22 protein-coding genes are annotated in these 20,877 nt (G+C 40.4%); 12 read left to right on the top strand and 10 right to left on the bottom strand.

All coding sequences use genetic code 11. The annotated features are described in order from the left end of the window. The first annotated feature begins 51 nt into the window (after nucleotides 1-51). The 3 genes from GM920_RS12105 to GM920_RS12095 all read left to right on the top strand — a co-directional run bounded on the left by GM920_RS12105 (nucleotide 52) and on the right by GM920_RS12095 (nucleotide 5,016). Nucleotides 52-1,104 carry a ferredoxin--NADP reductase gene (locus GM920_RS12105; protein ID WP_182957466.1) on the top strand — a complete coding sequence of 351 codons (1,053 nt, stop codon included), beginning with the start codon at nucleotides 52-54 and terminating at the stop codon, nucleotides 1,102-1,104. A gap of 114 nt (nucleotides 1,105-1,218) precedes the next feature. Then, complete coding sequence (uvrA, locus tag GM920_RS12100) at nucleotides 1,219-4,062, top strand: excinuclease ABC subunit UvrA (RefSeq protein WP_182957465.1); 2,844 nt, start codon at nucleotides 1,219-1,221, stop codon at nucleotides 4,060-4,062. Between the two features lie 9 nt (nucleotides 4,063-4,071). Then, nucleotides 4,072-5,016 carry an NAD(P)H-hydrate dehydratase gene (locus GM920_RS12095; protein ID WP_182957464.1) on the top strand — a complete coding sequence of 315 codons (945 nt, stop codon included), beginning with the start codon at nucleotides 4,072-4,074 and terminating at the stop codon, nucleotides 5,014-5,016. Nucleotides 5,017-5,018: 2 nt separating this feature from the next. On the opposite strand, the gene GM920_RS12090 is transcribed toward GM920_RS12095, so the two are convergent. The 3 genes from GM920_RS12090 to lipA all read right to left on the bottom strand — a co-directional run bounded on the left by GM920_RS12090 (nucleotide 5,019) and on the right by lipA (nucleotide 7,379). Next, a complete protein-coding gene (locus GM920_RS12090) occupies nucleotides 5,019-5,879 on the bottom strand; it encodes an anti-sigma factor (protein WP_182957463.1) in 861 nt (286 codons plus the stop codon). Next, on the bottom strand, nucleotides 5,880-6,431 hold the full coding sequence (locus tag GM920_RS12085; protein WP_182957462.1) for an RNA polymerase sigma factor: 552 nt from the start codon (nucleotides 6,429-6,431) through the stop codon (nucleotides 5,880-5,882). A 69-nt stretch (nucleotides 6,432-6,500) separates the two neighbouring features. Further along, the gene (gene lipA / locus GM920_RS12080; protein ID WP_182957460.1) at nucleotides 6,501-7,379 is read right to left on the bottom strand and encodes a lipoyl synthase; all 879 of its coding nucleotides are present in this window, start codon (nucleotides 7,377-7,379) and stop codon (nucleotides 6,501-6,503) included. A 109-nt stretch (nucleotides 7,380-7,488) separates the two neighbouring features. Between lipA and GM920_RS12075 the strand changes: the two genes are divergently transcribed. Further along, the gene (locus tag GM920_RS12075) at nucleotides 7,489-7,893 is read left to right on the top strand and encodes an OsmC family protein (RefSeq protein ID WP_182957458.1); all 405 of its coding nucleotides are present in this window, start codon (nucleotides 7,489-7,491) and stop codon (nucleotides 7,891-7,893) included. On the opposite strand, the gene ytxJ is transcribed toward GM920_RS12075, so the two are convergent. From ytxJ to GM920_RS12060, 3 genes are all read right to left on the bottom strand, one after another. Further along, nucleotides 7,883-8,215, bottom strand: a complete 333-nt coding sequence (ytxJ, locus tag GM920_RS12070) for a bacillithiol system redox-active protein YtxJ (RefSeq protein WP_182957457.1) — start codon at nucleotides 8,213-8,215, stop codon at nucleotides 7,883-7,885. The two genes, GM920_RS12075 and ytxJ, sit on opposite strands and share 11 nt — an antisense overlap. A gap of 213 nt (nucleotides 8,216-8,428) precedes the next feature. Further along, nucleotides 8,429-8,920: a 6,7-dimethyl-8-ribityllumazine synthase gene (gene ribH / locus GM920_RS12065; protein WP_182957456.1), complete on the bottom strand. Its 492-nt coding sequence runs from the start codon at nucleotides 8,918-8,920 to the stop codon at nucleotides 8,429-8,431. Between the two features lie 75 nt (nucleotides 8,921-8,995). Then, on the bottom strand, nucleotides 8,996-9,664 hold the full coding sequence (locus GM920_RS12060; protein WP_182957455.1) for a tetratricopeptide repeat protein: 669 nt from the start codon (nucleotides 9,662-9,664) through the stop codon (nucleotides 8,996-8,998). A 247-nt stretch (nucleotides 9,665-9,911) separates the two neighbouring features. Here GM920_RS12060 and recF point away from each other — a divergent pair, with 247 nt between their 5' ends. Together recF and GM920_RS12050 are read left to right on the top strand one after the other, a co-directional pair. After that, nucleotides 9,912-11,015: a DNA replication/repair protein RecF gene (gene recF / locus GM920_RS12055; protein ID WP_182957454.1), complete on the top strand. Its 1,104-nt coding sequence runs from the start codon at nucleotides 9,912-9,914 to the stop codon at nucleotides 11,013-11,015. Further along, a complete protein-coding gene (locus GM920_RS12050; RefSeq protein ID WP_182957453.1) occupies nucleotides 11,008-11,298 on the top strand; it encodes a DUF721 domain-containing protein in 291 nt (96 codons plus the stop codon). The genes recF and GM920_RS12050 overlap by 8 nt, the downstream gene beginning before the upstream one ends. Before the next feature lie 3 nt (nucleotides 11,299-11,301). Here GM920_RS12050 and GM920_RS12045 read toward each other — a convergent pair whose 3' ends face one another. The 3 genes from GM920_RS12045 to GM920_RS12035 form a co-directional block, all read right to left on the bottom strand. Next, nucleotides 11,302-11,481 carry a hypothetical protein gene (locus tag GM920_RS12045; RefSeq protein WP_182957452.1) on the bottom strand — a complete coding sequence of 60 codons (180 nt, stop codon included), beginning with the start codon at nucleotides 11,479-11,481 and terminating at the stop codon, nucleotides 11,302-11,304. A gap of 53 nt (nucleotides 11,482-11,534) precedes the next feature. Next, nucleotides 11,535-12,272 carry an FKBP-type peptidyl-prolyl cis-trans isomerase gene (locus tag GM920_RS12040; protein ID WP_182957450.1) on the bottom strand — a complete coding sequence of 246 codons (738 nt, stop codon included), beginning with the start codon at nucleotides 12,270-12,272 and terminating at the stop codon, nucleotides 11,535-11,537. Between the two features lie 478 nt (nucleotides 12,273-12,750). Then, nucleotides 12,751-13,170 carry a nucleoside-diphosphate kinase gene (locus GM920_RS12035; RefSeq protein WP_182957449.1) on the bottom strand — a complete coding sequence of 140 codons (420 nt, stop codon included), beginning with the start codon at nucleotides 13,168-13,170 and terminating at the stop codon, nucleotides 12,751-12,753. A 107-nt stretch (nucleotides 13,171-13,277) separates the two neighbouring features. On the opposite strand from GM920_RS12035, the gene GM920_RS12030 reads away from it, so the two are divergent. The 6 genes from GM920_RS12030 to GM920_RS12005 all read left to right on the top strand — a co-directional run bounded on the left by GM920_RS12030 (nucleotide 13,278) and on the right by GM920_RS12005 (nucleotide 19,740). Beyond that, nucleotides 13,278-14,288, top strand: a complete 1,011-nt coding sequence (locus GM920_RS12030) for a DHH family phosphoesterase (RefSeq protein ID WP_182957598.1) — start codon at nucleotides 13,278-13,280, stop codon at nucleotides 14,286-14,288. 105 nt (nucleotides 14,289-14,393) lie between these two features. Beyond that, entirely contained in the window at nucleotides 14,394-15,398 is a 1,005-nt protein-coding gene (locus GM920_RS12025; RefSeq protein WP_182957447.1) for an FKBP-type peptidyl-prolyl cis-trans isomerase, read from the top strand. 67 nt (nucleotides 15,399-15,465) lie between these two features. Continuing rightward, nucleotides 15,466-16,233, top strand: a complete 768-nt coding sequence (locus GM920_RS12020) for a TatD family hydrolase (RefSeq protein ID WP_182957445.1) — start codon at nucleotides 15,466-15,468, stop codon at nucleotides 16,231-16,233. A gap of 3 nt (nucleotides 16,234-16,236) precedes the next feature. Further along, entirely contained in the window at nucleotides 16,237-17,253 is a 1,017-nt protein-coding gene (locus GM920_RS12015; RefSeq protein WP_182957443.1) for an asparaginase, read from the top strand. A gap of 87 nt (nucleotides 17,254-17,340) precedes the next feature. After that, the gene (locus GM920_RS12010; protein ID WP_182957441.1) at nucleotides 17,341-18,756 is read left to right on the top strand and encodes an MBL fold metallo-hydrolase; all 1,416 of its coding nucleotides are present in this window, start codon (nucleotides 17,341-17,343) and stop codon (nucleotides 18,754-18,756) included. Nucleotides 18,757-18,777: 21 nt separating this feature from the next. Next, nucleotides 18,778-19,740 (top strand): YpdA family putative bacillithiol disulfide reductase, encoded by a 963-nt coding sequence (locus tag GM920_RS12005; RefSeq protein WP_182957440.1) that lies wholly within the window; start codon nucleotides 18,778-18,780, stop codon nucleotides 19,738-19,740. Between the two features lie 52 nt (nucleotides 19,741-19,792). Here the strand turns inward: GM920_RS12005 and GM920_RS12000 are convergent, their stop codons facing one another. After that, complete coding sequence (locus tag GM920_RS12000; RefSeq protein ID WP_182957438.1) at nucleotides 19,793-20,812, bottom strand: alpha/beta hydrolase; 1,020 nt, start codon at nucleotides 20,810-20,812, stop codon at nucleotides 19,793-19,795. Nucleotides 20,813-20,877 lie beyond the last annotated feature (65 nt).

Raw genomic sequence — 20,877 nt, 5'->3', positions numbered from 1 at the left:
GAATTTATTCCGGCTTTTTGTTTTCTCAGAAAATCACTATTTTACCCGACTATGAAACTGTTAAAATTGCGCATTACCGGAATGACCTATGGTCCGGGTGAAACACTCCTCATCAGTTTTGAGCCAATAGATGCCCCAAAGCCAAACTATTTGGCCGGACAATTCTTAACGCTTGTATTTGAGGTGAATGGAAAAGAATTGAGAAGGTCATATTCCCTTTGCAGTGCTCCAGATCTGGAAGAACCACTGACTATTGCGATCAAAAGAGTGGAAAATGGCGAAATCTCCAGGCTTTTACACCATAAAACAGCGATTGGAGATGTGCTTACTGCATTGGAACCAAATGGACAATTCAGTTATCTGCCGCAGGAAGAAATCAAAAGAACCGTGTTTTTATTCGCCGCAGGTGTAGGCATCACGCCCTTATTCTCGATATTGAAGACGGCATTGATCCGTGAAAAACATACCAAAGTCATTTTAGCATATAGCAATAGGTCGGCCGAAGCCAGCTTGTTCTATGAAGCACTTCAGGAATGGCAGCTTAAATATCCGGATCGGCTAAAAATTAGCTATTTGTTTAGTACGGCGAAGAACCTGATGATGGCCCGCTTAAACGGACAACTGATCGAAAGAATCGTAGCGGAAAATCAGGAATTTAAAAAAGAGGATACCTTATTATATACATGTGGCCCGGTAGACTATATGGATGTCTGTAGGATTACCTTGTTGAACATGGGCTTCCATCAAACGCAAATTAAGAAAGAAACTTTTGTACTTCCTGAAGATGAGGCTGATGAAGATGATACCACCGAAAAGAAAGTAAAAGATACCAATACCTATTCCGTGATCCTCCATTTTAAAGGAGAAATTAAGGAAATCAAGGTGCCTTACCACCAGAGCATTTTGGACGCGGCTTTAGCAGCAGGAATCAACCTGCCATACAGCTGTCATGCTGGCATTTGTAGCACTTGTACTGCCAATTGTACCAAAGGTTCAGTAAGAATGGATTATAATGAAGTTTTAATGGACAATGAAATTGCAGCAGGAAGGGTACTGGTTTGTACTGGCCACCCCACTGAAAATGGTACCACACTAGTTTGGTAAACATTATCAGCCGCAAGGCTTGTAAACTTTTCATTTGATAAAATTTTTAGCATTTTTGTGGCTGAAAATTTGTTGTCTTAAATATATAGATATCAGTATTGTTTTAATAAAAATATGAGCAAAAATACCGTTGACCTGGGCGAGCAAAAGGATGTAGAAGTATATGGTGCCAGGGTACATAACCTTAAAAATATAGACATCTCCTTTCCCCGCAACCAGCTGGTAGTCATTACCGGGTTGAGTGGAAGTGGAAAGTCTTCTTTGGCATTTGACACCATTTATGCGGAGGGGCAGCGGAGGTATATGGAGACTTTTAGCGCGTATTCCCGCCAGTTTATGGGTGGAATGGAGCGTCCTGATGTCGACAAGATATCTGGATTAAGTCCGGTGATTGCCATCGAACAAAAAACAACCAGTAAAAACCCAAGATCTACTGTAGGTACAATTACTGAAATCTATGATTTCATGCGTTTATTGTATGCGCGTACTGCGGATGCCTTCTCTTACAATACAGGGGAGAAAATGGAGCGCATGAGCGAAGATCAGATTCTGGGAAATGTCTATAAGAAATTTGAAGGGATGCCGGTGAATATCCTGGCGCCTGTAGTAAAAGGCCGTAAAGGACATTACAGAGAGTTATTCGAACAAATTCGTAAACAAGGATATGTGAAGGTGCGCATTGATGGAGAAATACAGGACATGAGCCCTAAAATGCAGGTGGATCGTTATAAAATCCATGATATTGAAGTGGTCATTGATCGACTGATCGTTGATAAAGAAGATCAAAAGCGTTTGAATGATTCTATTCAAACCGCGATGAAAATGGGAAAAGGGATTATTAAAATTAGCGATAAAGACAATAATGTTGCTCATTTTAGTCGCTTCCTGATGTGCCCAACCACTGGAATCTCCTATGATGAGCCACAACCCAATAGTTTCTCTTTTAACTCTCCTTATGGAGCCTGTGAAAGCTGCGACGGACTGGGGTATATTTTTGTAATCGATAAGGAATCGGTGATGCCGAATCCTAAATTGAGCATTATGAACGGTGGTTTAGCACCATTAGGAGAGTACCGCGACATCTGGGTTTTCCAGGTGTTGAAGGCGCTGGCCAAAAAATATAACTTCTCTTTATCTACGCCACTGGAAAAACTCACAGAAGAACAGATTGGGATCATTCTGGACGGTTCTCATGAATTGCTAAGTGTAGCTGTAGAATACAACAAATGGAATGTTCAAAACTACCAGATCACTTTTGATGGAATCATTAAACTGTTGGAAGAGCAACAGGAGAAAAAGGGAGAAGGAGCGATTGACGATATGGAAACCTTCCGTAAACTTAAAACCTGTCCGGTATGTAATGGGGCGAGGTTAAAGAAGGAAAGTTTGCATTTTAAAATTGACGGCAAAAATATTTTTGAGCTGGCAGAAATGGACATTAACAGTTTGAAAAACTGGTATGTGGACATAGAAAGTCGCTTGTCGGAACGTCAAAATACCATTGCTAAAGAAATTCTTAAAGAAATCAGAACCAGATTGGGCTTCCTGACGGATGTAGGGTTGAATTATCTTTCTCTGGATCGTACGGCGAGGACTTTATCAGGTGGTGAGGCGCAGCGGATTCGTTTGGCGACGCAAATCGGTTCGCAACTGATGAATGTAATGTACATTCTGGATGAGCCAAGTATTGGCTTGCACCAACGCGACAATGAGCGTTTAATTGGTGCTTTGAAAAATTTAAGAGACCTTGGGAATACGGTATTGGTAGTAGAACACGACAAAGACATGATTCTGGAAGCAGATCATGTGATTGATGTGGGACCTGCAGCAGGTGTTCGCGGCGGACAAATCGTTGCGCAGGGAACTCCGGCAGAGATTCTAAAATCAGATACCTTGACTGCGGCTTACCTGAATGGTAAGAAAGGAATTGAAGTTCCTAAAAAACGTAGGAAAGGAACTGGTCATAAATTATCCATCATCAAAGCAAGTGGACATAATTTAAAAGAGGTATCGGTAGAATTCCCATTGGGTAAATTTATTGCCGTAACCGGGGTGTCCGGAAGTGGTAAATCCAGTTTGATTACCGAAACCTTATACCCGATTTTAAACCATCATTTCTTTAGGGCTAAGAAACATCCTTTGCCGTATGAAAAAATCAATGGCATTAAAGAAATTGATAAAGTAATTGAAATCGATCAGGCGCCTATCGGACGTACGCCAAGATCTAACCCTTCTACCTATACAGGCGTGTTTTCTGACATCAGAAACTTGTTTGTGCAATTGCCGGAAGCCAAGATCAGAGGTTATAAACCAGGCCGTTTCTCTTTTAATGTAAAAGGAGGAAGGTGTGAAACGTGTCAGGGAGGAGGAATGAAAGTCATCGAAATGAACTTCCTTCCAGATGTACAGGTGCCTTGTGAAGAATGTGGTGGAAAAAGATACAACAGGGAAACCCTGGAAGTGCGTTACCGTAGTAAATCCATCAGTGACGTACTCGATATGAGTATCGAGGAAGCCTGTGATTTCTTTGAAAATATGCCGGTCATCTACCGTAAAATCAAAACGCTTAAAGATGTAGGTTTAGGTTATATTACTTTAGGCCAGTCTTCTACCACGCTTTCCGGTGGGGAAGCGCAAAGGGTAAAACTGGCAACGGAACTTTCTAAAAAAGACACTGGAAAAACATTTTATATTCTGGATGAACCAACAACTGGCTTACATTTTGAGGATATTAATGTGTTGCTTGGTGTGCTGAATGAATTGGTGGAAAAAGGGAATACGGTATTGGTCATTGAGCACAACCTGGACGTCGTAAAAGTAGCGGATTGGGTGATCGATTTAGGAGAAGAAGGTGGTGCCGGCGGTGGCAGGATCATCTTTGAAGGAACTCCTGAAGGATTAGTACAGAACCCAATTAGTTTAACCGGTAAGTTTTTAAAGAAAGAAATGGGTTTATAAAATCTAATTATGTCAGTTTTCCTGAATGCCTATTTACCCGATACAGATCCATTGAGTAAAAAACAGGTAGTAGATCGTGGATTAACTAAACAAAGTGCAGAAGCAAAAGCTTCTCCTTATAAATTAATAGAACTGGCCGACATACGCGGCATGGTCAAAATCAGAATGCCTTTTTCTCATAAAGGAACTTATGGCCATGCCCTGATCATTGCCGGAGCAGAGAAGACCATGGGTGCAGCTTTGCTCTGTGCTAAAGGCTGTGTGTATGGCGGAGCAGGCTTGATTACGCTTTCCATTCCTGTACAAGGGTTAACGGCACTGAATACCGCTGTACCAGAGGCGATGTACCTCGAGCGTTCTGAGTTACTCAGATCCAGAACATTAGATAATTATGATGCAATTGGTATTGGGCCAGGAATTGGCCGAATGGTAGATAGTCATACCATTATGGCAGAGATTTTTGCACTGAAACAACCAGTGGTGATCGATGCGGATGCATTAGCCATCCTAAGCGGACATCCAGACTTATTTCACCTCTTGCCTAAAGATTCCATCCTGAGTCCTCATGTAAAAGAATTTGATGGTCTTTTTGGTCCCCATAAAAATTGGTGGGATCGTTTACAAACGGCCAGAACCGAAGCTAAAAAAAGAGGTGTCATTCTGATTCTCAAAAATCAATATACCTTTATTGTGGATCATGAAGGCGATGTATCTATTAATCAAACGGGAAACCCAGCGATGGCACAAGGTGGAATGGGGGATGTGCTAACCGGTATATTGACCGCTTATTTGGCGCAAGGATATAGTGCAAAGGCCGCAGCAATACTTTCCTGCTATTTTCATGGCAAAGCCGGGGATGAGTTGAGTACCACACATTTCAATGTAACGGCCTCAGAGGTAGCCGCACAAATTCCGATAACCGTAAAAAGTTTGTTTAATAAAGCGGAAGACTGATCTTAAACGCCACCTTTGGCAATCATTTGGTCCATCGTAGGAGCAGCTGAACCACCTCTTTTCTCTAAAGTCACAGCAAAAGCATCAGCACCTGCAATTTCCTTCATTTTTAAGAGGATGTGACTGCTGTCTGCGTTCACATCAAATACACCAAGGTCAACAGGTTTACCTTTGACCAATGCCCACAATTGATATTGGTGTGCGTCATCGTTTTTAGGAAGTCCCATTTTGGTATTGTCCAGCATCACATGGCGACCCGAAGTATGCCAATAAACCGTCATTTTTGCCTCAGGGTCCATTTCTGTCCCTGCCAAACGTACTATTTTCCAATCCGGATCAGCAGGCATATCTGCAATAGTTTGCAATTCTTTATTGGTTCCTTCCAGGTAATTTACCGTGGTGGCAAATCGTTGCTTATCCTGATTTAGGGCGATGATTTGATTTTTTGCAGTATCTAATTCTGTATGTGCAGAATAAAGCGCAATGCCTGTTATTAATAGCAATGCTGCACAAGCTGCTAAGGCAAATTTTAAGGTCCTTATTTTTGATTCATATCCTGCTTGATGAATAGGCAACACTCCTGACTGCTGACTGGCCAATAGAGCTGTAGTAGGGGCAACAGGTGTTTCTTTTCCCTTCGGTGTGATTTTCTCCAGAATGATGCGCTCCAACTCTGCAGATGGTGTAATCGCGTTTTCCAGGGCATAATTTTCCATAGCAAGCTCAATGGCACTGATCTCCTTTTTTATTTCCGGATATTTTGCTGCCATTGCCTCTACTTCCCGTTGTTCCTGCGTTGTAAGCTCGCCGAGAACGTAAAGTTCAAGTATGCCTGATTCGATATATGCTTTTCCCTCTTCCACTTAATTAAAATGCTTTCTTAATTCCATAATAGCCATCCGGATGCGGGTTTTAACCGTTCCCAATGGCAAATCCAATTCTTCTGCCGCTTCGACGTGTGTATAGCCTTTAAAATAAACCATATCCAACACATTGGTGAATTCCGGTTTAAGCGCAGTCACCATGTCTTTTAAACCAATCACATCTGCGTTGAAAGTTGTTTCTTTCTGTGCGTCAACGAAATCTACGTTATTTTCGATGTCTTGGTTTTTGCTGGCATTCTTAAAATCTTTTGAACGGAGCTTATCGATAGCTAAATTCCGGGCAATATTCATCATCCAGGTAAATAGACGGCCTTTAGAGACATCATAAGTACCTGCCGAATTCCAGATTTTCAAGAAAGTTTCTTGTAATATATCTTCCGCGACTTCGGTATGAACTACGATTCGGGAAATGACACCAAACAAAGAGGCTGAATACATATCGTACAATGCTTTCATAGCATTGGTGTCCTGAGCCTTTAAGGCCAGAACGAGTTGTTCTTCAGTGAGGGAGATTTTATTGTTCGTTGTCAAGGTTTACTAATATACAGATATACCGTAAACCTTAACAAGAAAATTTAATATTTGTTTGATTCCTGCAGATTATAAATCAAATAGGTGTTTTTCAGCATGATAAGAAGAACGTACCAATGGTCCGCTTTCTACATATTTAAATCCTTTAGCCATGCCTACTTCTTTATATTTTGCAAACTGATCTGGATGAATCCAGTCCAGCACCGGATGGTGGTTGCGGGTAGGCTGTAGGTATTGTCCTAAGGTTAGGATGTGTACGCCATTGGCTACCAGATCGTCCATTGCTTCATAAACATCTTCTTCGGTTTCACCCAAACCCAGCATAATACCGGTTTTGGTTCTCAATCCAAAATCTGAAATGCGTTTAAGGCACTCTAAACTTCGATCATATTTAGCCTGGATGCGCACTTGTTTGGTCAAACGTCTTACCGTTTCAATATTATGAGACATCACCTCTGGTCTTTCTTCCAGTACGCGGTATAAATTATCCCAGATCCCTCTAAAGTCAGGGATTAAGGTTTCTAATGTAGTTTCCGGACTTTCTCTCCTGATTGCCTGTAATGTTTCTGCCCAGATGATAGAACCACCATCTTTCAGGTCATCTCTATCTACGGAAGTGATTACACAGTGTTTTACCTGCATCAGTTTCACCGAGTTCGCCACACGATTTGGCTCATCTGTATCTACAGCCAATGGTCTGCCGGTTGCTACTGCACAGAAAGAGCAGGAACGCGTACAGATATTTCCAAGAATCATAAAGGTTGCAGTACCAGCACCCCAGCATTCGCCCATATTTGGGCAATTGCCACTTTCGCAAATGGTATGCAGTTTATGCGTGTCTACCAGACTACGTACTTGTGCATATTCTTTACCAACAGGAAGCTTAACTCTAAGCCAATCAGGTTTACGTTGTACTGTGTTTGCGGAAACAACCGGAAGTTCGATCATGAGGCAAAGTTAAGCAATAGGTTTGAATAGTTATAAAAATGGGCCGTTTAACAACGCTAATCTGACAGTTTTAAAAAAATATGTTAATCTTGTATCTAAAAACTAAGCGATGGTAACTTCAAAAATAACTTATAACGGAGGTTTACGGACAACTTCTGTTCATTTACGTTCGGGAAATGAAATTATAACCGATGCACCGGTGGACAATCAGGGAAAAGGAGAGGCATTTTCGCCGACAGATTTGCTGGCTACTTCTTTAGGAAATTGTATGCTGACGATTGTAGGTATTGCATCTGCCTCACATGGCTTCAACATTGATGGGACTACTTGTGAGATCACAAAGGTCATGGCCGAAAATCCAAGGAGGGTTTCGGAAATTGTAGTCAATTTCCAATTCCCTGCAAATGGTTATTCTGATAAGGATAAAACGATCATTGAGCGCTCGGCACATACTTGTCCGGTGGCGATGAGTTTACATCCTGATATCAAGCAAACGGTATCTTTTAATTATTAATCATTTCGGCAACCTCCTCCGCGGAGATGTCGCTATGGGAAGCATCAAGAACGCAATCTCCGTCTTTGATCAATAAGATCTGCGGAGATTCATGATGCACCTGGAAGGTTTCTGCAATATTTGCAGAAATCTCTCTAAAGCTCACTAAGTCCAGGAAATAGAGTTTGGTAGTCTCAGGAATCGCTTCCCAATCCAACTCAAAGCGTCTCTTTGCCATACTACTCACCGAACAACGGGTACTGTGTTTAAAAATTAAACTGTAGCCTTCATTATTTTTTATTTCACTGATCTGTACCAGATCAGTTATCTGTTTCCACTGCATTGAGATTCTTTTAATAGATATTGTATTTAGCCTTTATCTTCTTTTCTGGGGATAAGAGCCATAAGCCGGACAAAGTTTGTTTGCGCAGGACTGCAATAGCATAATCGTACAACCTACACAAAGCAATAAGAGCACTAATTTTTTCATTTTCAAAGGATTTAAAAATTTTCTTCAACTAAATTACCGATTTTAATACGAAGAAACAAAGCTTTGTTAAGCAGTAGCTGCCAGTTCAGCCATTTTTAGGGCTGTAATTGCAGCCTCATCGCCTTTGTTGCCATGTTTACCACCAGCACGATCAATTGCCTGTTGTAAATCATTGGTAGTCAATACGCCAAAAATAACCGGCTTACTGTATTTTACGCTTACCTGAGTTACACCATGTGCTACTGCATCACAGATGAAGTCGAAATGTTTCGTGTCGCCCTGGATCACACAACCTAAGCAAATTACTGCATCTAGATCAGTATGTTTTTTTAACAGGATATCAGCAGCTGAAGTCAGCTCAAAACTACCTGGAACTGCAATAGAAAGAATGTTCTCCGCTGCAACGCCATGGTCTAATAAGGTTTTTAAAGCGCCATTATACAGGCTGCCCGTGATTTCTGCATTCCACTCCGCAACAGCAATTGCGATTTTAAACGTAGCTCCATTAGGAACAGTAGTATGTGAAAAGTCAGATAGGTTTTTAAGTTGTGTTGCCATACTGCAAATATAAGGAAAGGGTACAAAAAAAGGCTAGCCGTAATGGCTAACCTTTGTCATAATATTTTTTTCATCCTACTTCACCTGAACGGTAGCACGAGCGATATATTCATCGATCATTGCTGCTTCCTGGCTTTCCGGATATTGAGTTTTGATTTTAGTATAAGCATCTTCCGCAGATTTGAAATCTTTCAGGTGCTCATAAACTAATCCTAGTTTTTTAAGGAACATTGGAGAAGTGAATTTGTTGCTTGCTTTATCAGCTGCTTTTTTGTAATAAGTAGCCGCTTGTTTGAAGTCTTTCAACTCGCTATAAGCATCACCTAATAAACCTAAAGCCAATGGATCTGCTACCGGGCTACCAGTTTCTGAATATTTACCCAAAGCTTCAGTTGCTTTTTTGTACTCACCTTTACGCAAATAGATACCACCTAAATAAAGGTTCGCTAAGTTTGCCGATTTGGTGTTGTCATACTCTTCCGCAATTTTTTCTAAACCTGGGTAACCACCATCGCCATTGATTGCTTTATTGGCAAGAGAATCTACACCAAGAAACTGCTCTGCTTTGTACATTTTAGCCGATGCTTCCTGTGCTCTGTCTTTTAGATATACATTTTGATACCAAAAGTAGATTCCAATTAATAGCACTACAGCGCCTGCAATGAACAAAAGGCTTTTTGAATTTTCTTCTAAAAAGGAACCCTTTCTTACTGGGTGACTCATTTCTTTTTCTGTTGTAGACATTTTATTTAAAAAAATTAAGGATTGCAAAAATACATTTTTATGGGAAAGTATCAACCCCTTTCGACGTATTTCTTAAACTTTGTTGCTTAAATGGTTAAACCGAACTACCTGATGGTTAATAATCTACTGCATAGGCGCTAAAACCTGCCTTGACTGTGGAATTTAAGCGGAAATTAAAAGGAGAAATAAATGATACGGTCACTTTGCTATATAACAAAGCTAAACGGTAACTTTGCTCCATACAACTATGTGGTTAAAAAATATTACACTCCTCAACTTTAAAAATTATTCTGACGCAAGTCTTAGTTTTTCCAAAACTGTAAATGCTTTTGTAGGGAATAATGGTGCAGGAAAGACCAATTTATTAGATGCAATTCATTACCTCTGTTTATGTAAAGGATATTTCAATCCAATCGACAGTCAGCAGATTAAAACAGCTGAAGATTTATTTTTGATCCAGGGGGACTTTGAACGCGAGCAGAAGAATGAGAAGATCACCTGTGGTGTAAAAAGAAATCAAAAGAAACAATTCAAGCGCAATAAAAAGGAATACGATAAACTGGCTAATCACATTGGTTTATTTCCATTGGTGATGATTTCTCCTTATGATACTACCATTATTATGGAGGGTAGCGAGGAGCGCAGACGGTTCATGGACAATGTGATTTCCCAAACGGATGCACAATATCTGGATGAGCTGATGCTGTATAATAAACACATGCTGAATCGGAATGCGTTACTGAAACAGTTAGCGCTGACCAGAAGTTATGACCCTACCTTATTGGAAATTTACAATGAGCAACTGGTACAATCCGGTGATAAGATTTTCGCAAAACGCGAGGAGTTTATGGCCGATTTTATTCCTTTGTTTAACAAATATTATCAGTATCTGACGGATGATAAAGAGGAGGTGAGTCTGACTTACTTAAGTCAATTGAAAGAGACTCCTTTTCTGAAACTATTAAGCCAGTCTATAGAAAAGGATAAAATTCTGGAACGAACTACTACCGGAATTCATAAAGACGACCTGATCTTCAGCATCACCGGAATGCCTTTAAAGAAGTTTGGCTCGCAGGGGCAACAAAAATCTTTTTTAATTGCGTTAAAACTGGCTCAATATGCTTATCTTCAGAAGTTTAAAGGTTTTAAGCCTTTGCTGTTGCTGGATGATATTTTTGATAAATTGGACGACAGTAGGATGCACAAACTGATGGAAATGGTATCACATCATGATTTCGGGCAGATATTTATTACAGATACCGGTAAAGAACGGGTGTTGGCAGTATTCAATAAGATCGATGTGGCAGTCACTTTGTTCGAAGTAAACAACGGAGCAGTAGAAAATGCGTAAACCTAATGACATCACCTTAAAAGAAGGGATTGGCAAATTGCTTAATGTCTATAAGCTGAAAGGGAAGTTCGATGAGACGACCATCATTGCCTTATGGCCGGAGCTGATGGGGGTAGCTATAGGCAACCGAACCACGCAGATCTATATTTTTCAAAAGAAACTTTTTGTGAGAATAGAGTCTTCGGTGATTAAAAATGAATTGATGATGGTCAGAACCGGAATCATTGATAAATTAAATGAACGTGCCGGTTCCGAAGTCATCACAGAAATAGTCTTTCTATAGGGGCTAATCTCTGCCACCAAAAATCCGGCTAACCAGCCAGATGACCAATGCAAGCACCACTACAATAGCGATAATGCCGGTCCATACGCCAGCTTTGAATATGCCTGTGATTAGTTCGCAGCTCATGAGCGTGCTGGACAGGAGCGCAACAAGCGCCAGTGGGAAATATCTTTTTGCGTTCATAAGGATGTGTTTACCCTAACAACAAAGCTATTTCCCAATGGTTTTTGTATAGTTTATTTACCGTTTACTTTCAAAAGTTCAACTTCGAAAATTAAAGTGCTGTATGGTGGGATATCTGCACCTGCACCACGTTCGCCATAAGCCAGTTGGTAAGGGATGAAAAATCTGTATTTTGAACCTGTAGACATCAATTGGATGCCTTCTGTCCATCCTTGAATCACTCTGTTTAAAGGCAATGAAAGCGGCTCATTTCTGTCATAAGAACTGTCAAACTGTTTTCCGTTTAACAAAGTTCCTTTGTAATGTGCCAATACGGTATCTGTAGCCTTTGGCTTGATACCAGTTCCTTCTTGTAGCACGATGTATTGCAATCCACTAGGGGTAACATGTACGCCTGGTTGATTTTTGTTGTTTTCTAAAAATGCTTTTCCTTCGTTGATCATAGGTAAAAATTTCTTTTTGCTCAGCGCATTAAATAAGTTGCTGATTGGGGTTTGTGACTCTTCTTTGCTAATTAGTAATGTTTTTCCTTCGAGTGCATCCTTCATTCCTCTGATCATGAGATCATAGTTTAAGGAAGTCAGCCCGTCTTTTTTCATGCTTCCCGCCATATTACTGCCTAAAGCATAACTGGCAGAATCCAGGTTGTTTTTGAAAACAGGTTTTGCCGGGCCAGATGCCTGTGTTTTTGTCACCGTTGCCTTTTTAACGGGACTCGCCTTTTTTCCTGTCTGTGCGACCGCAACTAAGCTGCAACATGGAAGTAATAAGGTGATAAAAATTTTTTTCATCAATTCTATAATTTATAAATGACCTCGTATTCTTATGCAAGGCCCTGTGGTTTGTTTGCCGCCGAAAGGTACAAAGTATCCTTAAATTTTTCAGCTGATTTTTTTCTGATCAAGCGTGAAGGCAATAGGAATTGTCCGGGTTGTGGTCGGGAAGTGGTGCAGGTTTGATAGGGGTAACTCAGGAGTTCAGCAAGAGTCCAGCAGGAGTTCATGTGATAAAACATTAAATAGACTGTAACTGAACTCCAAGTCAACTCTCAGGAAACTATGCAGTCATTCCGACCAATAGGCGAATCATACCGGGTGCTTTATTCCTAAATAATCCTGTTTAAGGCGATAGATGAATGACTTGGAAAAAATCGGGTATAAAAAAAATAAGCACCCGGTTAAGGATGCTTATTTTTAAAGGTCTGTTGTCTTGGTTCAGCTAGACGCTGCCTTACAAAATGACCGAAATATGTTTTCCGCTTAGGGAAGACTAGAAGCGTTCAGCAGCAGTAAAGAAGAAATCTCCTTCGATTTGTGCATTTTCGTCTGAGTCAGAACCGTGAACAGCATTTGCATCAATAGATACTGCGTATTTGTTACGGATAGTACCTTCAGCTGCATCAGCTGGGTTAGTAGCACCGATTAAAGTTCTGAAATCTTCAATTGCATTGTCTTTTTCTAAGATCATCGCAACGATAGGACCTGAAGACATGAAAGACACTAAATCCTTGTAGAAAGGACGTGCAGCGTGAACAGCATAGAACTGACCAGCAGTTTCTTCTGTCAATTTAGTATATTTTAATGCAATGATTTTGAAACCTGCTGCAGTAATGTCGTTGATGATTGCGCCGATATGTCCGTTTGCAACAGCATCAGGCTTAATCATGGTAAATGTTCTGTTTGTAGTCATCTTATTTCAATTTTTTTGCAAAATTACGTTTTATACTGTTAATATTATAGCATCAAATATAATAGGCTCCAATTAATCATTTAATCACTAGCTTTGCAGTGAAAATTATGCTATCTGTTCCTGAATTAAAATCATTGCTGGCAACGCCGCAAAAAATTGTAATTACGACCCACCATAAGCCTGATGGCGATGCGATGGGTTCATCTTTAGGCTTGTACGCTTATCTGATCCAGAAAGGACATCACGTTACTGTGATCACTCCTACGGATTATCCCTACTTTTTACATTGGCTTCCAAACAATTCTGAGGTAATTATTTACACGGAACAACAGGAGAAATCTGCGCAATTAGTAGCAGATGCAGCGATGATCTTTTGCCTGGACTTTAACAGTCTGAGCAGGATCAATGAACTTGGGGAATTGGTAAGGGCATCAAGTGCTTTAAAACTGATGATCGACCACCATTTGGATCCGGAAGATTTTGATGATTACCGCCATTGGAGTATCAATGCCTGTGCAGCAGCACAACTGGTTTATGATTTTATTGTGAATGAACTGGAAGACGGTGAATTCATGAATAAAGACATTGCGACCTGTTTATATACAGGAATCATGACTGATTCTGGTTCTTTTCGCTTTCCTTCTGCCAATTCTACGGTGTACCGTATTGGGGCTGACCTGATTGATTTGGGTGCAGAGCATTGGAAGATCCACCAGTTGGTGTATGACAATGCAACGGAAAACCGCCTGCGTTTCCTTGGTCATTGCCTGAGTAACAAGTTGGAAATCCTTCCTGAATACCATACCGCAATCATTACGGTAACGAGTGAAGAGTTGAAATCTTTCAATATTCAGACGGGTGATACAGAAGGAATTGTGAACTATGCACTCTCCGTAAATGGGATAAAATTAGCTGCATTTATTATTGAAAGAACTGATAAAGTTAAATTATCTTTGCGCTCCACCGGTGATTTCCCTGCAAATGAAATTTGTAAGAAATATTTCAACGGTGGCGGACATAGAAATGCGGCAGGAGGCTTCTCAGATGAAAACCTTGCAGATACCGTAACCGCTTTTAAAGCGTTATTACCAGACTATAAAACGCAGTTGATACAGTAAAAAAAGAGGCTATTGCTGATCGAGGTGTAGGACAAAAGAAGGGTGACCTTCCGGCCTAGGAATAAAATAAAAAGATTAAATAAAAAATAAAACTTAATAAACCACATGAAGAAAGGTATCGTAATTCTTTTCGCAGCAACACTTGGATTAGCTGCTTGTAACCAATACAAAAAAGGTCCGGGTGGCCTAATGTACACCATTCATAAAGATGGTGGAAAAGATAAGATTAAAGAAGGTGATATTGTAAAATTGAACTTTATTCAAAAAACTGAAAAAGATTCGGTAACCATGAATACCTGGGATATGGAAGCACCACAAGTGTTCCCTGTTCAGAAAAAAGTATTCGCAGGTGATATGAATGATGTGTTGACCTTGTTTGGAGAAGGCGATAGTGCAACTTTCAAATTAGACTTAGATACCGTAGCTAAATATTCTGGTCAGCCAAAACCAGCTGGTCAAAAAGATAAATACCTGGTATTTACAATTAAAGTTGAAAAAGTATTGCAAAAAGATAAAGGTGAGGCAGACTCAACTTTCCAGAAAAAAGCAAGAGATTTTTTTGAAAAAGATTACAAAGCAAGCATCGATAGAATGAAAAATGCGGAAGCTGGTAAAATCAAAAAATATATTGCTGATAACAACCTTAAAACAACTACTACTGCTTCAGGATTACAATATGTAATCGTTAAACCAGGTAACAACGAAAAACCTGTTTTAGGAGATACCATGATGGTAAACTATACTGGTAAATTAACGACTAAAAAAGCAGACGGTAAAGACAATATCTTCGATACTAGTGATGCTAAAATCGCTAAAGAAGCAGGTAAACATAACCCAATGGCTGTTTATGGCCCACGTGCAATCACTTTAGGAAGAGCAATTCCAGGATTTGACGAAGGTTTACAGTTGATCGGTAAAGGTGGAAAAATCACCATGGTGATTCCTTCTGCTTTAGCTTATGGCGAAGCCGGAATGCAACAAGGTGGTGCTGGTATCAGCCCATTCGCTCCATTGGTATTTGATGTAGAATTGGTAGATATCAAAAAACCTAAATCAGTTCCTGCTGCAACATTGACTCCAGCAACAGCTGCTCCGGTGACAAAAAAATAGTAAAAAAGCATAAAATAGAAAAGCCCGTCCGCATATAGCGAACGGGCTTTTTTTATTAACTTTGTCCATGCTTTTGACGGATACCCATACCCACCTTTATTACGAGACAGACCCGGAAAAATTAGATATCTTGATGCAAAGATGTCTTGATAATCAGGTTGAACGATTGTTCCTGCCCAATGTCGACATTGCCTCGATTGCTAAAATCGATGCCATGGTGCAAAAATATCCAGACCACTGTTTCGCAATGGCCGGTTTACATCCTTGTGATGTGAAAGAAGATTATGAATTGGTGCTGGACGAGATCTGCGAAAGTATTGTAGGTAGAGAGATCTATGCCATTGGTGAGATCGGTATCGACTTACATTGGGATAAAACCACATTAGATATTCAGAAAATCGCGTTCTCAGAACAAATCAAATGGGCTAAAGACCTAAACTTACCTATCGTAATCCATTGCAGAGAAGCTTTTGATGAGATCTTCGAAGTATTAGAAAAGGAAAGAGATGCCAAACTAAGAGGGATTTTACATTGCTTTACCGGTAATGTGGAGCAGGCTAAACAGGCCATCGATCTTGGTTTCTACCTGGGGATTGGTGGCGTAGTTACTTATAAAAAAGCTGGCTTGGATGAGGTATTGAAAGAAATTCCATTGGCCAATCTGGTATTGGAAACAGATTCCCCTTATTTAGCACCTGTGCCATTCCGAGGTAAACCAAATGAAAGCAGTTATCTGATCCATATCGCCGAAAAATTAGCAGACATTTACCATACCGATATCGAGGAAATTGCTGCGGTAACCACTGCCAATTCTAAAATTATCTTTAACATCTAACCAATGACTAAAATACTAATCATCTACACCGGTGGAACCATAGGGATGGTAAACGACCCTAAAACTGGTGTTCTCATTCCTTTTAACTTTGAGCAAATTCAACAAAATGTTCCGGAGCTGGCCAGATTAAACTATGACCTTTCCGTGCATTCTTTTCAGCCCATCATCGATTCCTCTAATATGGATCCTTTGATTTGGGAAGAATTAGCCAGTTTAATTCGTGATAAATATGAGGAATTTGATGGTTTTGTAATTCTTCATGGCTCCGATACGATGTCTTTTACGGCTTCAGCATTGAGCTTTATGTTGGAAAACCTGTCTAAACCGGTGATTTTAACTGGATCCCAATTGCCAATAGGGGAAATCAGAACAGATGCCAAGGAAAATTTAATCACTGCACTAGAAATTGCGGCTACAAAAAAACAAGGTAAAGCGATGGTGCCAGAAGTATGCATTTATTTCGATTATCAGCTGTTCCGCGGTAACCGCTCTATTAAATACAATTCAGAAAAGTTTGAAGCCTTCCGCTCGCCAAATTATCCCATTTTGGCAGAAGCTGGTGTTCACCTTTCTTTCTATAAAAATTACATTGCCAAACAGCCTACAGAACCTTTAAAGGTGCATACAAAGTTCAATGCCAATATTGGTGTGCTGAAATTGTATCCTGGAATTTCCCCGCAAGCTGTCCATGCCATTACCAAATCAGGCGTCGATGCAATTGTACTGGAGACCTTTGGCTCCGGAAATACCAATACTGCCGATTGGTTTATTGCCAGTTTACAGGAAGCGATCCATGCTGGTAAATTGATCATTGATATTACGCAGTGTAAAAGGGGATCAGTAGAATTGGGGAAATATGAAACCAGTAAGAAATTGCAGCAAATGGGCGTAGTTTGTGGTTATGACACGACTTTTGAAGCAACCGTTACTAAGTTGATGTATTTAATGGGACAAGATTATACCCAGGAGGAGGTCGCCGCATTGATGGAACAATCGCTTCGTGGAGAGTTAACTGCCTAAATTAGTTATCCTGCCAATGTAATTAAAAACCAAAATCTTGGTCTATTCAATTATAACCTTAATTTTGCAACTCAATAGCAAATTGGAATGAAGATAGAGCAAATATATACAGGTTGTTTAGCAGAGGCAGCCTATTACATAGAAAGTAATGGTGAAGCAGCAATTATTGATCCCCTACGTGAGATAGATCCCTATCTTAAGCGTGCGGAGAAAGACAATGCAACGATAAAATATATTTTTGAAACTCATTTCCACGCGGATTTTGTCTCAGGACATGTTGACCTGGCTGAAAAATCAGGCGCGGAAATCGTTTATGGACCAACTGCGCAGACGACTTTCAAATCGCTGATCGCCGTTGATGGGCAACAATTTAAAATTGGCGCATTAACAATTACGACCTTGCATACTCCGGGACATACGCCCGAATCTACGACCTATCTGTTAACAGATGAGCAAGGAAAGGCACATTGTATTTTTACTGGTGATACCTTGTTTATAGGAGATGTCGGTCGCCCGGATCTGGCGCAAAAAGGAGAACTGACTATGGAAGACATGGCAGCTACACTTTACGATTCTCTACAAGATAAAATTCTAACGCTTCCTGATGATGTATTGGTTTATCCCGCACATGGTGCCGGTTCTGCTTGTGGAAAGAACATGAGCAAGGAGACTTTTGATACTTTAGGACATCAGAAAGAAGTGAACTATGCGCTTAAAGCCAGTTCAAAAGAACAATTTATCATAGAAGTAACGGCAGGTATTTTACCTCCGCCTCAATATTTCTCTAAAAATGCCGCCATGAACAAACATGGTTATGAAAGCTTCGAAGACGTTTGTGAAAAAGGATTGACGCCTTTAACTCCAGATGAATTTGAAGCCATGGCCAATAGTACTGGCGCATTAATCCTGGACACCAGAGATCCTCAGGTCTTCGCTAAAGGCTTTATCCCTTCTGCTGTGAATATTGGATTAAATGGGCAGTTTGCCCCTTGGGTAGGCGCTTTAATCACCGATTTGAAACAACCTTTGTTGCTGGTATGTGAACCGGGGAAAGAGGAAGAAGCAATTACCCGCCTTTCCAGAGTAGGTTACGACAATACCATTGGTTTCTTAATGGATGGCATTAGTCTATGGGCTGCGGCTGGAAAAGAACTGGATACCATTACTTCCATTTCTGCGACAGAATTTGAACAGGTATTGAATCGCAATGAAAATGTGTTGGCATTAGATGTGAGAAAGCCAGGAGAATATGAGGCAGAACACCTGGAGCAAACTTTGACACGTCCTTTGGATTACATTAATGAATGGACCAATGAGCTGGATCACCAGGAAACTTATTATATCCATTGTGCTGGTGGTTACCGCTCTATGGTAGCTGCATCTATTCTTAAAGCTCGTGGTGTAGAAAATGTAATCGACATCGCCGGTGGTTATGGAGCGATTAAAAATACCGGATTGAAGCGTACAGATTTTGCCTGCCCTTCTAAAGGGATGAAAGCTTAATCTTTAACTCAGGAAAATAAAATGAACAATTACGATGTACTGATAATTGGTGCCGGCCCAATTGGGATGGCTTGTGCAATTGAAGCCAAAAAGGCGGGACTGACTTATGTTATCGTAGAAAAAGGGGCATTGGTAAACAGCCTGTTCAATTATCCAGTGTTTATGACGTTCTTTTCTACTTCCCAGCGACTGGAAATTGGGGATGTTCCTTTTGTGAGCATTCATCCTAAGCCCAATCGCAATGAAGCAGTAGAGTACTATAGGAGAGTTAAAGAGAAATTTTCTTTAAACATTCATCTTTTTGAAGAAGTTCAGAAGGTAGAGAAACAACCTGATGGGGGATTTCATATCGCTACCTCAAAAACAAATTATGAAGCCAAAAAAGTGATCGTCGCGACGGGGTTTTATGATATTCCTTTGATGATGAATATTCCTGGTGAATCGCTTCCCAAGGTAACGCATTACTATAAAGATCCGCATTTGTATGCCTTTCAAAATGTAGTCGTGATTGGAGCAAATAACTCCGCCATCGATGCCGCATTGGAAACTTACCGTAAAGGCGCAAAAGTAACCTTGGTGATCCGTAGTGGAGAAATTGGTTCTTATGTGAAATATTGGGTGCGCCCGGATATTGAAAACAGGATCAAAGAAGGCGAAATTATGGCACATTTCCATTCGGAAGTGACAGAGATTGGCGAAGGAACAGTAAAAATAAAAACACCAGATGGGGAACACAGCATCGACAATGATTTTGTGATTGCCATGACGGGGTATCATCCCGATTTCAAGATGCTTAAAAATTTAGGGGTAGAAATGGGAGATGGCACACAGCCTTTCTATAATGAGGAAAGTATGGAAAGTAACCTACCAGGTTTGTACCTGGCAGGAGTAGTATGTGGAGGTATGGATACTCATAAATGGTATATAGAAAATAGCAGGGTGCATGCGGAACAAATCTTTGCGCATATTGCCGCAGGTAGCTAAAGCGCTTCCTTTTAATCAGAACTGCTAAAGTATGGAGGCCGCTGACCAGCTATTAGGGTTGTACAGCGGCTTTTTCTTGTACCTGAATTTTTAAGACCTGCTTTACAAAGTCGTCTATAGCCGTTAATACTGATGGAATATCTTTAGAGGTGATGTAAGAACCTAAAACATGGTCTCCGCCATTAGGAATTGCTTTTTTAACCTTTAATGAAGCAGGAGTTCCCAATTCATCAAACATCCTCAATTCAGCAGATACTTTAACCGTTTTATCCTGTTCCTGTTCGTTTTTATAATAATATAGCAGTAAGGTTGGCTGTGTTACTTTTTCAAAAGTCTGTTTGTTCATGGTGGTTTCTACCAATTCCTGTAGTTCTACCGCAGATTCTAAACGGTACTTGGTATACCAGTATTTAGCATATCTAGGATCACTGTCGGAAACAACCCTTTCTTTACCACCAAAGGTTAGGCGGGCAATTTGCAAGCCCCATGGGTTGTTTAATAACCAGGCGAATTTCTCATTGATCTCGATATTTGGGGAGATTAACATCAAGCTATAAACATCTTTGGGATAGGTAGCGGCTAGTTTTAAAGCTAAAGTGCCGCCAGTAGAGGTACCCACCAAAATTACTTTCTTCCCCAATCTCTTTCCGATTTCTAAAGCCTGTTTGGCACTTTCCCACACGCGATCCGGCGTGAAATACTCCATGGCCGAAACGGTATCTACGCCATGGTCAGATAGTCTGGCCAGGTATAAGTTGGCATGGATTTCTTTTGCCAGGTGTGTATGAACAGGATTTCCCTCTTCTTTAGAAGCACTATAACCGTGTAAATACACGACGGAATATTCCGACTGCTGTTTTAACGTCGAATCTGCCCACACAATCTCAGCCTCATTACCCGGCTTGATCTTGTGCTTCGACTCAATGGTTTTTACATAATTTTCAAGCTGAGGGAGTTGCGGAACAACGGGAAGCTGAGCGCTATATTGTGGTTGTACAGGTCTTGGACCCATAAAATACACCACGGCAGCGACTAAAATAACGGCGATAAGTACTTTGAATGTATTTTTCACTTTAAACTTTTTACTAAAAGTACGCTTTTAAAGATATTTAATTTATGTTTGCACACATATTTTTT

This window comes from Pedobacter gandavensis (genome assembly GCF_014172405.1).
Lineage (GTDB): Bacteria > Bacteroidota > Bacteroidia > Sphingobacteriales > Sphingobacteriaceae > Pedobacter > Pedobacter gandavensis.
This window is presented reverse-complemented; position numbering and strand designations above follow the sequence as displayed.

What these genes read in the sequence shown, in the direction of transcription:
- GM920_RS12105 (WP_182957466.1), top strand. Translation starts at nt 52, where the DNA reads ATGAAACTGTTAAAATTGCGCATTACCGGAATGACCTATGGTCCGGGT.
- uvrA (WP_182957465.1), top strand. Translation starts at nt 1,219, where the DNA reads ATGAGCAAAAATACCGTTGACCTGGGCGAGCAAAAGGATGTAGAAGTA.
- GM920_RS12095 (WP_182957464.1), top strand. Translation starts at nt 4,072, where the DNA reads ATGTCAGTTTTCCTGAATGCCTATTTACCCGATACAGATCCATTGAGT.
- lipA (WP_182957460.1), bottom strand. Translation starts at nt 7,379, where the DNA reads ATGATCGAACTTCCGGTTGTTTCCGCAAACACAGTACAACGTAAACCT.
- GM920_RS12075 (WP_182957458.1), top strand. Translation starts at nt 7,489, where the DNA reads ATGGTAACTTCAAAAATAACTTATAACGGAGGTTTACGGACAACTTCT.
- ytxJ (WP_182957457.1), bottom strand. Translation starts at nt 8,215, where the DNA reads ATGCAGTGGAAACAGATAACTGATCTGGTACAGATCAGTGAAATAAAA.
- ribH (WP_182957456.1), bottom strand. Translation starts at nt 8,920, where the DNA reads ATGGCAACACAACTTAAAAACCTATCTGACTTTTCACATACTACTGTT.
- GM920_RS12060 (WP_182957455.1), bottom strand. Translation starts at nt 9,664, where the DNA reads ATGTCTACAACAGAAAAAGAAATGAGTCACCCAGTAAGAAAGGGTTCC.
- recF (WP_182957454.1), top strand. Translation starts at nt 9,912, where the DNA reads ATGTGGTTAAAAAATATTACACTCCTCAACTTTAAAAATTATTCTGAC.
- GM920_RS12050 (WP_182957453.1), top strand. Translation starts at nt 11,008, where the DNA reads ATGCGTAAACCTAATGACATCACCTTAAAAGAAGGGATTGGCAAATTG.
- GM920_RS12045 (WP_182957452.1), bottom strand. Translation starts at nt 11,481, where the DNA reads ATGAACGCAAAAAGATATTTCCCACTGGCGCTTGTTGCGCTCCTGTCC.
- GM920_RS12040 (WP_182957450.1), bottom strand. Translation starts at nt 12,272, where the DNA reads ATGAAAAAAATTTTTATCACCTTATTACTTCCATGTTGCAGCTTAGTT.
- GM920_RS12035 (WP_182957449.1), bottom strand. Translation starts at nt 13,170, where the DNA reads ATGACTACAAACAGAACATTTACCATGATTAAGCCTGATGCTGTTGCA.
- GM920_RS12030 (WP_182957598.1), top strand. Translation starts at nt 13,278, where the DNA reads ATGCTATCTGTTCCTGAATTAAAATCATTGCTGGCAACGCCGCAAAAA.
- GM920_RS12025 (WP_182957447.1), top strand. Translation starts at nt 14,394, where the DNA reads ATGAAGAAAGGTATCGTAATTCTTTTCGCAGCAACACTTGGATTAGCT.
- GM920_RS12020 (WP_182957445.1), top strand. Translation starts at nt 15,466, where the DNA reads ATGCTTTTGACGGATACCCATACCCACCTTTATTACGAGACAGACCCG.
- GM920_RS12015 (WP_182957443.1), top strand. Translation starts at nt 16,237, where the DNA reads ATGACTAAAATACTAATCATCTACACCGGTGGAACCATAGGGATGGTA.
- GM920_RS12010 (WP_182957441.1), top strand. Translation starts at nt 17,341, where the DNA reads ATGAAGATAGAGCAAATATATACAGGTTGTTTAGCAGAGGCAGCCTAT.
- GM920_RS12005 (WP_182957440.1), top strand. Translation starts at nt 18,778, where the DNA reads ATGAACAATTACGATGTACTGATAATTGGTGCCGGCCCAATTGGGATG.